At 43.1% G+C, this 13762-nt stretch carries 14 protein-coding genes; 12 read left to right on the top strand and 2 right to left on the bottom strand.

Translation table 11 applies throughout. The annotated features are described in order from the left end of the window. Positions 1–34 precede the first annotated feature (34 nt). The 10 genes from BHC51_RS03950 to BHC51_RS03905 all read left to right on the top strand — a co-directional run bounded on the left by BHC51_RS03950 (position 35) and on the right by BHC51_RS03905 (position 9750). Positions 35–217, top strand: coding sequence for a TetR family transcriptional regulator (locus BHC51_RS03950; RefSeq protein ID WP_100090297.1), 183 nt, complete (start codon positions 35–37; stop codon positions 215–217). Positions 218–337: 120 nt separating this feature from the next. Then, positions 338–2866: a phage tail tape measure protein gene (locus tag BHC51_RS03945; RefSeq protein WP_143558747.1), complete on the top strand. Its 2529-nt coding sequence runs from the start codon at positions 338–340 to the stop codon at positions 2864–2866. Beyond that, positions 2866–4194: a DNA circularization protein gene (locus tag BHC51_RS03940; protein ID WP_100153371.1), complete on the top strand. Its 1329-nt coding sequence runs from the start codon at positions 2866–2868 to the stop codon at positions 4192–4194. The genes BHC51_RS03945 and BHC51_RS03940 overlap by 1 nt, the downstream gene beginning before the upstream one ends. After that, a complete protein-coding gene (locus BHC51_RS03935; RefSeq protein ID WP_257384764.1) occupies positions 4184–5323 on the top strand; it encodes a phage baseplate assembly protein in 1140 nt (379 codons plus the stop codon). Before BHC51_RS03940 ends, BHC51_RS03935 begins: the two co-directional genes overlap by 11 nt. A gap of 44 nt (positions 5324–5367) precedes the next feature. Continuing rightward, positions 5368–6048 (top strand): phage baseplate assembly protein V, encoded by a 681-nt coding sequence (locus tag BHC51_RS03930; protein ID WP_100153370.1) that lies wholly within the window; start codon positions 5368–5370, stop codon positions 6046–6048. 78 nt (positions 6049–6126) lie between these two features. Then, a complete protein-coding gene (locus tag BHC51_RS03925) occupies positions 6127–6477 on the top strand; it encodes a phage GP46 family protein (RefSeq protein WP_100153369.1) in 351 nt (116 codons plus the stop codon). 25 nt (positions 6478–6502) lie between these two features. Continuing rightward, complete coding sequence (locus tag BHC51_RS03920; protein WP_100153368.1) at positions 6503–7555, top strand: baseplate J/gp47 family protein; 1053 nt, start codon at positions 6503–6505, stop codon at positions 7553–7555. Further along, a complete protein-coding gene (locus tag BHC51_RS03915; RefSeq protein WP_100123791.1) occupies positions 7552–8118 on the top strand; it encodes a YmfQ family protein in 567 nt (188 codons plus the stop codon). Before BHC51_RS03920 ends, BHC51_RS03915 begins: the two co-directional genes overlap by 4 nt. 3 nt (positions 8119–8121) lie before the next feature. Then, positions 8122–9099, top strand: a complete 978-nt coding sequence (locus BHC51_RS03910) for a phage tail protein (RefSeq protein WP_100153367.1) — start codon at positions 8122–8124, stop codon at positions 9097–9099. A 9-nt stretch (positions 9100–9108) separates the two neighbouring features. Then, positions 9109–9750 carry a hypothetical protein gene (locus tag BHC51_RS03905; RefSeq protein WP_100153366.1) on the top strand — a complete coding sequence of 214 codons (642 nt, stop codon included), beginning with the start codon at positions 9109–9111 and terminating at the stop codon, positions 9748–9750. A gap of 501 nt (positions 9751–10251) precedes the next feature. Here BHC51_RS03905 and BHC51_RS03900 read toward each other — a convergent pair. Both BHC51_RS03900 and tsaE read right to left on the bottom strand, forming a co-directional pair. Next, positions 10252–11571, bottom strand: a complete 1320-nt coding sequence (locus BHC51_RS03900; RefSeq protein ID WP_100100657.1) for an N-acetylmuramoyl-L-alanine amidase — start codon at positions 11569–11571, stop codon at positions 10252–10254. 3 nt (positions 11572–11574) lie between these two features. Then, complete coding sequence (gene tsaE / locus BHC51_RS03895) at positions 11575–12048, bottom strand: tRNA (adenosine(37)-N6)-threonylcarbamoyltransferase complex ATPase subunit type 1 TsaE (RefSeq protein WP_100100658.1); 474 nt, start codon at positions 12046–12048, stop codon at positions 11575–11577. Between the two features lie 234 nt (positions 12049–12282). On the opposite strand from tsaE, the gene murI reads away from it, so the two are divergent. After that, positions 12283–13092, top strand: a complete 810-nt coding sequence (gene murI / locus BHC51_RS03890; protein WP_100100659.1) for a glutamate racemase — start codon at positions 12283–12285, stop codon at positions 13090–13092. A gap of 32 nt (positions 13093–13124) precedes the next feature. Next, positions 13125–13757, top strand: coding sequence for a phosphoribosylglycinamide formyltransferase (purN, locus tag BHC51_RS03885; protein ID WP_100153365.1), 633 nt, complete (start codon positions 13125–13127; stop codon positions 13755–13757). Positions 13758–13762 lie beyond the last annotated feature (5 nt).

Here is a 13762-nt window from a genome sequence, read left to right as displayed (position 1 = left end):
TTATCGACAGGCATGTATTCTGCTGGCTAAATCAATGATTACACCAGCCATGGTTAGTATGATGTGCCATGCTGAAGTATCTGTCTGGATTGAGACTGTTCTGGAGAGTATGGGCATAAAAAATGATGATGATAATGTTATTATTTCTTTACGCCAGAGAAAGCCAAAACCATTCCAGCCAGTTAAAGATAGTTTGTTAGCTAATCAGCCTGATTGATGAAAGCCCTGCTTCATGGCAGGGCTTTTTGCATGAATGCTGCTCAGGCATATTCACTTCTATCCATTATTTTTAATCGGTCAGAATAAATATAATCAACAATTAGGCGAGAGTATTGACATGTCTTCAAATCAGGAGTCGCTAGCAAAACAGGAGGCCTCCATTACCAGAATGACTGAGGAGGTAAAAAAATTAGAACAGCAAATAAAGCGCACAGCTGCTGTTGCAGTCAGGGAAAGTGAGAAAGCCGGTAAATCACAAATCCGAATTATTCAGCAGATTCAGCGAGAGCAACAACGTGCTGCGGATATGCGATTACGGAAGGAAATACGCTCTGAACAGGAAATACAGCGGGAAATTGGCAAGACTAAAAATGCATATAAGAATTTTACTGCTACTGCTAATGCGGCACAAAAGCAGATTCAGCATGCAACCAGAGCTTCTCGTAACAGTATTCGTGAGTTAAATAAGGAATTAGAAAAAAGTTCTAAAATACAAAAAAATATTGCAGAACAGCAAAAAAAATCATCTAAATGGGGTGTAGCCAAAACGGTTGGCGGTGAAATTGTCAAGGGGGGAAAGGCTGTCTACGGTGCAGTTAAGCCGGCAATAGATGATGAAAAGAAATTACGTTCGGGTGTTATTCAGGCTGCTGTAAAAGCATATGGTACAGATAAAAGTAAATCGGCAGACTGGATTAAAACTCAGGGCGTAAAAGAAATTCAGGGTTTGATTCAGGGTTTGGTTGCCAGAAATGGCGGTACATCACAGGCTGCGCTGAATCTGTTCACTGATATGTTACAGCAGGACATGACTCTGGATCAGGTTAAGGCAACTATTCCTTATGCACATCGTACCATGGTCGGATCAGCTGCCAGCGCCGGTGAGTATGATCATGAAAATACAGCCAGACTGTACAAATCATTGGCAGATTATGGTTTGCAGGATAAGGATTATAACTCGGTTTCTGATCATATTATTGCATCAAGCAGTCAGGGTAAATTTACTATTGCCCAGTTGCAGGGTGAATTACCAGATTTATTGTCTTCTGCCAAAAAGGCGGGGCTAACAGATACCGGAGGTATCGATTATTTAATTTCAGCCTTACAGGCTACATCAAAAAAGTCAGAATCTAATGACGATGCAAGTAAAAGCGTTAAAGCTTTGCTGGAAGCATTGGCTAATCCGGAATTGGCCAGTACTCTGAGTAAAATTAAAGACCCTGATGCATCAGGCAAACATCTTGACTGGGATAAAATCAGGGAACAGGGCAGTATGCAGGGCTTAAATGATGCTCAATCCCTGATTAAAGTTTGCAGTGATATTCTTGCTAAAGACAGGAATTACCAGAATTTAAAGCAAAAAGCCGATGCCGGCGATATACATGCTCAGCAACAGATGCAAGCGCGTCAGGATAAGCTGTTATCTTTTATTCCTGTAGATGCCAGAGATGCTGTTAATGCCAGTTTGAATAATAATCTGTTGCTGCCACAAATAAATGCGTTGCAGAAAGATGCTGATGGTCTGGCTGCCAAACAGTTAGCTGTGTTATCTGCGGATCCGGAGCGGCAGCAGGAAAAAAATCGTGCCCTGGCTACTTTGGGCAGAAGTGATGTAGTAGAACCATTAGTTAATTTTCAAACCAGATTAACTGAGTTATCGGCTGAATTTCCTGCTCTTACTTTGGCTGTAACTGCTTTGGCGGCCGCCGCCGGTAGTGCAGCAACCGCACTGAAAGCATTGGGCACTTTGTCTGGGCAAAGAGGCGATATCGATATTGATGCCGGGGGTGATTTTGACAGAGAAAGAAGAAAATCGAACAGAAACAAAGATACAAAAACGCCAGCCAGTCGGAAAACAAGGGTTAAAGGCAGAAAGGTTCCAGCTAGGGTTCCTGGCAAATTATTAGGCCGGGGTAATTCCGCAGTAGCTGTCCTTGGTGGCGCTTATAATGTATATGCGATTCAGAATGATGACAGTTTAACCTATGAAGAAAAGAAGACAGCTCAAATAAAAAATGCAACCAGTACCGCGGGAGGTCTGGCTGGAGCCTGGGCTGGAGCTCAGGCTGGTGCAGCAATCGGAACATTAATATTACCTGGTGTAGGTACTGCGCTGGGAGGGCTGATTGGCAGTTTACTTGGCGGAATTGGCGGCAGCATCATGGGAGATAAGGTAGGTGATGCTGTTACGCAAAAGAAAGATGCTGAAGAAATAGAAGCCACAACAGGTATGGGAAGCAGTCAGCCATACACACCAGATTTTCGGAATGCCTATGGACTCGATCCTGCATTATATGGGCAATCAGTGTTTGCCTGTGAAAAGGATCAGCTGATAGCTAGTGCTGATATGACGCCATCTGCTGCGATGATGCTTTCGTACCGAGATATTCAGGCTAATCTGCCCGCAATAGAAAGCCAGTCTGGTGCCGGGCAGTCTGTGCTTGTACAGCAAAGTGCTGAATTTCAAAATGCTTTTCAGGCTATTGTACAGGAGTTGGGTATACGTTTAGACAAAATAGCTACTATTCTCTCGAACCAGCAACAGGTTATTCAGAATAATCTTACGGTGACGCTTGATGGCAGAGTGATTAGTAATCTGGTGTCACGCAATCAGATGGAAATGTATAACCGTGGAGGTGCACAATAATGACTATGTGGAAGAATAATCTGCAAAAGGCGAGTTACAAAAATGTTGCCTTTGATGTCATTTCTATCAGTGATAAAAATGAGAAAGCGCTGGTACGGCATGGCCGTCCGTTTGCAAATGGAACCGATATTGAGGATCTGGGTACACAGGGACGACAATGTCAGGTTGCTGCTGTCTATTTTGGTGCAGGCTTTGATACACAGTTATCACAGTTACTGGCTGTGCTGGAGGAACCGGGTGCAGGCACATTAGTTCATCCGGTTTTAGGCCTGTTACAAAATATGATTGCTGCAAGCTGGTCATTTCGTACTGAAGCTGATTCGGTTAATTATGTTGCACTGGATATAACTTTTTTTGAAGCAAAAGAATCAGCTCCGATATTTTTATTTGAGAATCAGTGGTTAGCCAAATTAGAACAGATACAGAATACTCTGGAAAAGTATACACAGCAGGTACTGGATTATTCTGAAACGCTGTTAAGCGTTCGGGAGGGAATTTCGTCTTTATGGGGCAGTACAAATGGTGTATTTGCCGCATTGTGTGGCGTAGCTGGCAGTGTTCGCCGCTTTTTCGATCTTGACCCCATAAAATATTTGACCAGTAAAACTTTTTCTTCTGCATCTTACAGTCAGGACGTAAGCAGGCTGATTCATTCTGTAGCCACAATGGTGACAACAGGTCTGGCGAATGATGCACAGTATGCTACTGGCAGTTTAAGTACCAGACAGACTTTTGATTCTGTCAGTAACCGTGTAGATGGCCTGAATAACTTGCCTGATAATATTCTGTATAGTCAGGACAGACAGGAAACTGAGGAAGAAGCGATCAATCATGTACAAAAGATTGCTGATATTCAGATGCAACCGATTGCCCAGATTCTGCAATTATTGAGTCTTGGTGCTTTGATGCAGAATACAGTCACGATGATTGAAGTAAATAGTGACAGGGTGACAGCAAATGAGTTGCTGTATATCAATAATAATCTTCGGCTGCATATTCAAAAATTAATAGATATGTTACGTGCAACTTATGATTATGCTGATAATGTCAAAAGCATTAATGCTGCCAGTATTTATACGCAGACGACGATAATGATTCAGTTGCTGGCCAATATGGCCGCACAATTTAATGACTATGCTTTGGCCGTCATTAATCAGAAACCGCCAATGCGTACCAGAAAAGCGGATATTAACGGCACCATTCATCAGCTGGCGTATTTACTTTATCGGGATATTGAACGGGCAAATGAATTAATGCGTCTCAATCCTCATTTGTGCCATCCATCATTTATTCAGCGTAATGAGTGGATTAATTATTATGTTAAATGAAACTGAAATGTTGCCTTATCCATATGGCAATGAAGTGGTAGTGCGAATAGGGGGGAAAGAGCATAAAGACTGGCTTAGCTATGATATTGACAGTGATTTTCTGATTCCTGCTGATGCCTTCAGTTTTGAAACCAATGTTTCTCAAAATCAGAGTGTTCTGGCCGACTATAGCTCCTTGCAATGTGAGGTGTTAATTAATAACCAGTTGGTTATGACCGGAATCATTGGCCATCAGAATGAAATGGTTGATAAAAACAACCATAGTATCGGTTTTAATGGCCGTGACCTTGCCGGTTTACTGGTGGATTGCAGCGTCAAACAGATTAATGTTAAAGGAATGAATGTTTTAGCTGCCGCACAAAAGATAGTTGAACCATGGCCACAAATCAAAAAGGTGATATTAAAAGCCGAAAAAAATCCGGTTCTGGATAAAGTGGACATTGAACCCGGGGAAACTGCTTGGCAGGCACTGAGCAAAATTGCCTATAAGGCAGGTTTGCATGTGTGGCTGGAGCCAGATGGTACGCTGGTTGTTGGTGGTGCTGATTACGCCAGCCCGCCAGTGGCAACTCTGTGCCACAGTAAAAATGATTACAGACGTAATATTCAAAGTATTCATATTGAGTATAGTACTGAAAATCGTTACTCGGAAGTGACCTTTCTTGGCCAAAGTCACACCCGTTATGCCAATTCGTCAAAACACGATTTGAAATGGGTATACAAAGACGAAACAATGGTTTTATATAAGCCGAAAACAGTATTAATCGGTGATGCTGAAAATCTGGAACAGTTGAAGGTGCAGGCAAAAAAAATGCTTTCTGACTGGCGTCTGGAAGGTTTTACTTTAACGATTACGGTTGCAGATCATAAAACTCAGGATGGCCTGCTGTGGCAACCCGGACAACGTGTGCATGTGATTGATGAAGAACAGCAAATAGATGCCATTTTTTTTCTGATGGGACGCCGTTTTTTACTGAATCGAAGTGGCGGTACGCTGACTGAACTGCGCTTAAAAGAGGATGGAATATGGACGCCGGATGCTTATGTTAAAAAATCCGCCGCAGCACGATCACGTAAAGGAAAGCGTAAAGGTGTGACTAACCGGCAGATTAAACAGGTCAAGATATAACGGCGTATATATTTAATCGGAATAAATTTTAATTGGAGAGTCAGATGAGTTATGTTGCGAAGCTGGTAAACAAAACCAGAACGACAATTAATAATACTACCAGCTCAGTCCGGCAGGCTTTTCGAGGCAGGCTGACACGGGTAAATGCCTCTCAGCCGATTCAATCTGCTCAGGTAGCAGCTTTGGCCGATGAGGTTTTACAGGATGTGGAGCAGATACAGCAATTTGGTTTTACCAGTAATCCGCCCGTGGGTTCGGAAGCTATTGTTTTGCCCTTAAGCGGTCAGACCAGTCATGGCATTATTATTGCCACTGAGCATGGTGAATACCGCATTAAAGCACTGGCCGCAGGAGAAGTAGCTGTTTATAACCAGTCTGGGGCATCTATTACTCTGAAAAATGGCAAGCTGATTGAAATTGATTGTGAAACCTTAAATATTAAAGCACCGGCAGGAGTGAAAATCGAGGCTGCGGCTGGTGTGAATATCGATGCTCAGGCAGGCGTAAATATCAGTGCACAAAATGTTAATTGTTCACAGAAAATTACTGCGATAGGTCAGATAAATGGTAATGGCGGAATGAATATCAAAGGGGGGCAGGGGGCGATATTTTCAGGCAACATTGTACAGACTGATGGTAGCTATACCACTGTCGGTGATGTTAAAGCCAGTGGGATCAGTCTGGCAGGCCATGATCATGCTGTCAGAGTGGGCAAGCCTGTCTGATAGCTGCTGAAGCTCTTCAGCTTCAGGTAAAAATAGTTATTTTAATAAACTATAAAAATAGCATAACCGGAGTAGTTTATGGATAGAGAAATAGACACCAGAACAGGTGATTACACCGGACAGATTATAAATCACTTACAAAATGCAGTTTATCTGCGTCTGATGACACCGCTGGGTAGTTATTGGGCGGATAAAAAATTAGGTTCACTGTTGTATACGCTTGAACGGGAAAAAGATTTGCAATCAGTTAGTTTGCTGGCCAGACAGTATGCGCAACAGGCTTTACAGCCAATTATTGATGATGGACGTGCGGCAGATATTTCTGTCGCCACCATGCAACCACATAATGGCATGCTGAAATTGAATATACAGGTAACGCAATTAACTGGAGAAAAATTTATATTTGAGTGTCCGGTTAAAGTAATTTAAAAAAATAATTAAATGGATTTTGAAAATGCACAATATTCCGACATTTGAGGAAATACGCCACGCTATTTTGCGTGATATGGTTTCATTAAACCCTCAGGCTGATGTTTCTTCAGATAGTGATAATTATATTCGAGCCAGCAGTCTGGCCAGTTGTGCCACGGGACAATATGCTCATCAGGCATGGATATTAAGACAGTTTTTTCCGGATACTGCGGATACAGAATTTCTGGAGAGACATTGTAATCTGCGTGGTATACGCCGTAAAAATGCTACTTCCGCCAGCGGAACAGCTATTGCTCGTGGTATTCCGGGATCATTAATTGAGGCAAAATTACAAATTATATGTGGTGAGCATTTGTATACAGTTCAGCAACAGGCTGCGATCGGAAACGAGGGCACTGCTGTTTTATCCATACAGGCGCATGAGGCTGGTGCTGCATCAAATCAGCATAATAAAGCAGCACAATTTATGGCTGCACCGATAGGTATATCCAGCGATGTGGAAATCATACAAGCTACCGGTGGTACTGATGTTGAAAGCGATACTTCATTACTGAACCGTTTATTGGATTTATTACGTCGGCCACCTGCCGGAGGCAATAAATATGACTATCGTGCTTGGGCATTGAGCGTGGACGGCGTTACCAGTGCATATGTATATCCATTACGCCGCGGGCTTGGTACGGTAGATATTGTCATTACCAGTAATAATAATTTACCCAGTGATGAGATAGTCAGCAAAGTACAGGCTTATATTGATTCAGTGCGACCGGTAACGGCTAAAAACAGCTTTGTCATCAAGCCCGATGTCACCAGAGTTGATATTAAAGTTAAAGTACGCTTGTCCGATGCAAACCTTGACAGGGCGGCTGCAGATATCCGACAGGCCTTGCAGGAACATTTCAGCACATTGAAGCCTGGTGATAGCGTGATTGCCTCCCAGCTGGAAGCGGTAATCAGTGACGTATCCAGCGTTATTGATCGCAAAATGGCCCAGCCCTCAGCCAATCTAATCGCAGAGACAAACAAAAAGATTGAATGGTTTATGCTGGGTAAAGTTGATGTGAGTTTGCTATGAGTTACGTCAATACTTTACTGGGGTTATTACCTCCGGTTGCATACAACCGTACTGCACCGGCAGTAAGAAATGCCGCCACAATTGATGGCAACTGTCTGGATGAAATACAAAATGCTGCCCGTCGTAAACTGGGTGTTATTGACCCACGCACATCCGGAAATTATATCGTGCGCTGGGAAGAACTACTCAATCTGGACAGCACCGGCAAAAACGGCCAGCAAAGAATACTGGCAGTGATCACCAAAATTAACGAAACCGGTGGCCTGAGTATTCCTTATTTTATGCAGATGGCCGCTTCAATTGGCTACGATATCACCATAACCGAGCCGCAGCCATTCCGTGTAGGTATCAGCCGAGCCGGTGACAGACTGGCACGGGAAGACATTATGTGGGTGTGGTGGGTAAACATTAAAAATGCCGATAGTCGCGCAACACGCTTTCGTGCCGGAATGTCAACAGCCGGTGACAGACTGACAGCATATGGTGACGTAATTATTGAAAGTGTATTAAAAGAGCTGAAACCAGCATTTACCGATATACGATTTACATATAAGGACAAATAAAAGATGTATCCAATTGATACGCAGGACGGGCTATTTCATGATGGTAACGGAATAAACGAACTGGGCACTGTATTGCCGGCTAGCTGGCTGAATCAGGTACAGGCTGAATTAATTGCTATTCTGACGGCGGCAAGAATCAAACCGGAAAAGGCCACACAGAATCAGGTAATAACGGCAATTAAAATGTTAATAGCATCAAGTGCGCCAGCTGCCGCAACTGCCGATATTGCCGGAGTAACCAAGATAATTGACTCGCTGAACTCTAATGACAAATTCTCAGCATTATCTGCACGGCAAGGCAAAGTATTGAATGACAGCAAATTGGATAAGGATGGTACCGCTAAAACTGCTGATACCGCATCCAGATTGAAAACAGTACGGAAAATTAATGGTGTGCCGTTTGATGGTAGTATGGATATAAATGCCACACCTGTAGGTGCAGTTCATTATTTTGCCATTGACTGGGCACCTACAGGCTGGTTAAAGGCTAATGGTGCAGCCATATCACGTACAACATATGCAAATCTATTTGCAGCTCTTGGTACACGATTTGGTGCAGGAGATGGTAAAACTACTTTTAATTTACCTGATTTACGTGGTGAATTCTTGCGGGCTTGGGATGATGGGCGCGGCATAGATACTGGACGCGCTATAGGCACATGGCAATCCAATCAAAATTTAAGTCATAACCATAATGGTACTACATTAGAATCAGGATGGCATGACCATACAGGTTGGACATCTATCAATGGCGAACATAACCATGGTATACCTATTAGTACTAATGGTGCCGGCACAAATTTTGAAACTAATAGTGGCAATATTGAGAGATGGGGACATACAGATATTGCTGGAAACCATAATCATTATTTCCAAACAAATGGAAATGGTTCACATACGCATATGTTTTCAACTGATTATAATGGTGGCAATGAAGCAAGACCGCGTAATATTGCATTATTAGCATGTATTAAAATTTAAAGGATAAAAATGGAAATTTATGCAAAAACTATTCCTGTTTGCCAACTAGACGAAAACAACTACTTTGTTGGTATGACTACAGCAGACTTGGATCCTTTGGAAAATAACGGCTATTATCTGATTCCCAGATTATGTATTCAGGCTGAACAGCCAGAGTCTAAAAAAGGTTTTATTGCACAATGGACAGATGATAACTGGCAGTATATCGAAGACCATCGAGGTGCAACGGTATACTGCAAGAAAACCGGCGAAGTAGTAGCGATCGATGAACCGGGCATATTGCCAGCTACGGTTACCACAATGCCTTGTCCTGATATTTATCATCAATGGTCAGAGAAAAAAAATAGCTGGGTAGAAAAAGCTGATGCAGCACAATTACGCTTGCTAGATAAACGCAGGAGTGCCGGAACTTTGTCCCGTATGCAGATGCTTTCCCAGCTGGAAATCAGTTTGGATAAAAATAAGGCAGCATTGGTTGCAGCTGCTGAAAATGCTATGACTGGTATAGAATTAATCAAGATTCGCAATTACATTCTGGAAACGCAAAGTTTTTTATTGGATAATGATAATTGGTGGAAATTTTTAACTGATGTTCTGCATCTGGATGAAAAGCAAATATTTGATTTATGGAATGATGCTATGCATATCTGATGGTTGCGAAGTAATATTTAAGTAATTTTATGTAATATTTTGCTGCTAAATAATAATCGATTTATCTTGCAGCTTTTTTGTTAACTTTTATTTCTGAGCGACAATTAATCATTATATTTTTATCTGCGAATTACCGATTGCAGGCTGGAATACATTCTGCAATCGGTATTCAATATTTCTGTTATGTGTTCAATGCTAGATTATTTTCAATCTAACTCAATTATTAAGCTGTAATTTGTATTGCAGCTTAAATCAATAATATTTAATTTCTCGGAGTACCTAAGCGAGATAAATTAAATTATCATTTTATAAAAATACCATTTTGTACTGTAATAAAAATACTAATAGATTTTCAGTCAGCCCTGCTATTAAACATGGAAAAGAGAAGTTTAATTACTGTCGCAAAACTGACATTCAGGCTGAAAAAGTGTCATTTCATTTTCTATTTATACCAGAATTGCTGTATTGGTTAATGTATAAGAAGTAAATGATTTATTGGTATCAACGACGTGCTAATACTGCTGTCGATAAGTAATCTTTAATACCGCTGGCAATGGAATTGGCCATTTTCTGGCGGAAATCTTTGCTTGACAATAATCGTTCTTCAACCGGATTAGAAATAAATGCAGTTTCAACCAGTATTGATGGGATATCAGGTGCTTTGAGAACTGCAAAATTAGCCTGATCGACACTGCCTTTATGCAGGTTATTGATTTTGCCAAGCTGATTCAAAACATCTTTACCCAGTTTCAGGCTATCGTTGATGGTTGCTGTTTGGGTAAGGTCAAACAGGGTGTTGTTGACATTTTTATCGGTGGAGTAACTTACACCGCCAATCGAATCGGCTGCATTCTGGGTTTGTGCCAGATATTTGGCTGCTGCACTGGTGGCGCCTTTGGGATTAAGGGCGTATACGCCTGTGCCTTTGGCGGATGGGTTGGTAAATGCATCGGCATGGATGGAAACAAAAACATCGGCTCTGAGTTTACGCGCTTTGGCTACGCGCACACCTAGCGGAATGAATATGTCTTCATTTCGGGTCATGTAGGTTTTGTAGCCATAGGAATCCAGTATTTTTTTTACTTCGCGTCCAATAGCCAGTACCACATCTTTTTCATGCAAGCCGGATGGGCCTGTGGCACCGGGATCTTCACCACCATGTCCCGGGTCAATCATGATAACCGGCTGGCGGTTGAGTTTATTTGGCTTGCCTGATATCGGGGGCTGGTTGATAACTGGCGGCTTGCTTTCAGATGGTTTTTGCACCGGAGGCGTGGAGGCGGAGGCCTGTGGGCGTGTGGTGCCGTCACTGTTGACTTTACCATGACTATAGTCCTGCAAGAGTGCCATTAATGGATCGTTTTTTTCCTGTTCCATGGCCACCGTAGCGGTAGGATACAAGTCTACTACCAGACGGTTTTTGAAATTAGCTACTGGAGTCAGTGAAAATACCTGCGGATTGACGGTAGTTTTCAAATCCATCACGATACGTATGGTTTCAGGATTAAATTGCCCGATACGAACACTGGCAATATAAGGATCCATGGGGATGACTTTGCTGCTCAGTTCACGTAAAACCTGATTGGTAGCCGAGCCCTCAATGTCAATAACCAGTCTGTCGGGATTTTTTAGTTGAAAATATTTAAATCGAATTGGTGTTGTTGATTCCAGTGTCATTCTGGTGTAGGCTGTGGCCGGCCAGATGCGCGAAGCTACGATGTCGGCGCCTGCTTTAGCGGCGCGTGCAAACGGGGTAAGACTGATTAATAGCGTGCCGGTAGAAGCAATTAATAATCTTCGGCGGCTGATATGATTAGGCATGGTTTATTCTGTAATCTTGTCTAGTGTGTGTGTACCATGGGCAGTAGCGGCACTCATCTGTATTGTGCGGCCATTACTGTTATTAGAAGTGATATTCAGGATAATGTCAGCCGGCGGAGCTAGGTCACCACCGAGTTGCGGCCATTCAATCAGGACTATGCTATCTGTTGTGATAAGTTCATCTAGTCCTGCATCCAGCCATTCTTCTGGGCTTTGGAATCTGTATAAATCAAAATGATGTAGATTGAATCCATTAAAAGGATAGGTTTCAACTATATTGTATGTGGGACTTTTTACTGCACCGTTATAACCCAGTGCATTGAGTAAGCCGCGGGTAAAAGTGGTTTTACCCGCACCTAAATCTCCCTCTAGCCAGATGACTAGGGGAGGGCTGATATGCTGAGCAAAACGTGCACCCAGATTCAGGGTATCGTTTTCGCCGGCCAGAACAATTTCACGGATTTGAGATGCAGACATGGTATGTGTAATGAACAAAACGGGTTTATTATGCGATAAAGTTTGTAAGAGTGAAAGTAGTAAAGTTCTGTCGGTATGTCAGGTTGGAGGTCTGAAGCGGGTTTTAAGCCTGTTGGGCAGGATTTGTACTATGAGTTTATTTTTGGGTCAATGCTATAATTGCGATGATGAGTGGTTTGTGACTGCTCCAGTACATGGTGTGCTGAATTGTCATGGCTACAGATGAAGAGACAAATGACTGCAATACAACAACGCCCAATAGGTGTATTTGATTCCGGAGTAGGAGGCCTGACTGTAGTTCGGGCCTTGATGGAACGGCTGCCTAATGAGAATATTATTTATTTTGGTGATACTGCACGGGTTCCGTATGGAGTGAAATCCAGACATACGATTGAAGTTTATACTGAACAGATTGTGTCGTTTCTGCTCGAACATGATGTTAAGGCTCTGGTAGTGGCCTGTAATACTATAGCTGCGGTGGCACGGGAAAGGGTACGGCAGTTGGCGGGCGGTATGCCGGTGCTGGATGTAATTGCTGCCGGTGCCAAGGCTGCGCTGGAGACAACACGAAATAATCATATTGGTGTGATTGCCACCAGTACCACCGTCAATAGTAATGCTTATGCTCGGGCGATTCATAAACAGAATGCCCAAACACGCGTATTTTCACAGGCCTGTCCGTTATTGGTGCCATTGGTGGAAGAAGGCTGGCTGGATCATGAAGTAACACGCTTGACAGCCAGAGAGTATTTAAAGCCGATTCTGGCGGAAGATGTGGATACACTGGTGTTGGGCTGTACTCATTATCCGTTACTCAAATCATTAATCCGGCAGGAAGCACCTGAACTGAAACTGGTTGATTCAGCAATTACGACTGCACAAGCAACGGCACAGGCACTGGAACAGCATCAGTTGGTTAATCCGGATCATTCGGGAGCGCAATACCGTTTTTATGTGAGTGATATTCCTCTGCGATTCCAGACAATCGGGGAACGGTTTCTGGGGCGTAGTCTCGAACAGTTGGAAATGGTGTCTCTGGGCTAAGTTATCTGTTAGCAGAAGTAAAGGTGAACGGTATGAAAAAAATTGTGATTCTGATTTCCGGGCGTGGCAGTAATATGCAGGCTGTGGTGGAGGCAAATATTGCGCAGGCAGAAGTGGTGGCGGTAATCAGTAATCGGGCTGATGCAGCTGGTTTGCAGTGGGCTGAGCAGTATGGTTTGGCAACTGAGACAATCTGCCATCAGGATTATGCCGGCCGTGAAGCATTTGATACTGCGCTTATGGCGCGGATTGATGCCTATCAGCCGGATCTGGTGGTACTGGCAGGCTTTATGCGTATTTTGACGCCTGAATTCTGTAATCATTATGCCGGCAGGCTGATTAATATTCATCCATCTTTATTGCCTGCTTTCCCCGGCCTGCATACGCACCAGCGGGCGCTGGACAGTGGTTGTCGGGTAGCAGGCTGCACCATTCATTTTGTTACAGCAGAATTGGATTGCGGCCCGATCATTGCTCAGGGCGTTGTACCTGTACTAGGTAATGATACTGCTGATGCTCTGGCACAGCGGGTATTGCGGCTTGAGCATGAGTTATTACCACAGGCTGTGGCTGATTTTGTTGCTGGCAAGCTGGTTGTAGAGGGTAATCGAGTTAATAATTTATCTATGGCTGATATAGATGATTCGATTTTCCTGAAAAATTAGTAGGC

The organism is Snodgrassella alvi (assembly GCF_002777745.1).
Taxonomy (GTDB): domain Bacteria; phylum Pseudomonadota; class Gammaproteobacteria; order Burkholderiales; family Neisseriaceae; genus Snodgrassella; species Snodgrassella alvi_D.
This window is presented reverse-complemented; position numbering and strand designations above follow the sequence as displayed.

Coding starts and splice junctions, on each gene's coding strand:
- BHC51_RS03950 (WP_100090297.1), top strand. CDS start 35: ATGATTACACCAGCCATGGTTAGTATGATGTGCCATGCTGAAGTATCT.
- BHC51_RS03945 (WP_143558747.1), top strand. CDS start 338: ATGTCTTCAAATCAGGAGTCGCTAGCAAAACAGGAGGCCTCCATTACC.
- BHC51_RS03940 (WP_100153371.1), top strand. CDS start 2,866: ATGACTATGTGGAAGAATAATCTGCAAAAGGCGAGTTACAAAAATGTT.
- BHC51_RS03935 (WP_257384764.1), top strand. CDS start 4,184: ATGTTAAATGAAACTGAAATGTTGCCTTATCCATATGGCAATGAAGTG.
- BHC51_RS03930 (WP_100153370.1), top strand. CDS start 5,368: ATGAGTTATGTTGCGAAGCTGGTAAACAAAACCAGAACGACAATTAAT.
- BHC51_RS03925 (WP_100153369.1), top strand. CDS start 6,127: ATGGATAGAGAAATAGACACCAGAACAGGTGATTACACCGGACAGATT.
- BHC51_RS03920 (WP_100153368.1), top strand. CDS start 6,503: ATGCACAATATTCCGACATTTGAGGAAATACGCCACGCTATTTTGCGT.
- BHC51_RS03915 (WP_100123791.1), top strand. CDS start 7,552: ATGAGTTACGTCAATACTTTACTGGGGTTATTACCTCCGGTTGCATAC.
- BHC51_RS03910 (WP_100153367.1), top strand. CDS start 8,122: ATGTATCCAATTGATACGCAGGACGGGCTATTTCATGATGGTAACGGA.
- BHC51_RS03905 (WP_100153366.1), top strand. CDS start 9,109: ATGGAAATTTATGCAAAAACTATTCCTGTTTGCCAACTAGACGAAAAC.
- BHC51_RS03900 (WP_100100657.1), bottom strand. CDS start 11,571: ATGCCTAATCATATCAGCCGCCGAAGATTATTAATTGCTTCTACCGGC.
- tsaE (WP_100100658.1), bottom strand. CDS start 12,048: ATGTCTGCATCTCAAATCCGTGAAATTGTTCTGGCCGGCGAAAACGAT.
- murI (WP_100100659.1), top strand. CDS start 12,283: ATGACTGCAATACAACAACGCCCAATAGGTGTATTTGATTCCGGAGTA.
- purN (WP_100153365.1), top strand. CDS start 13,125: ATGAAAAAAATTGTGATTCTGATTTCCGGGCGTGGCAGTAATATGCAG.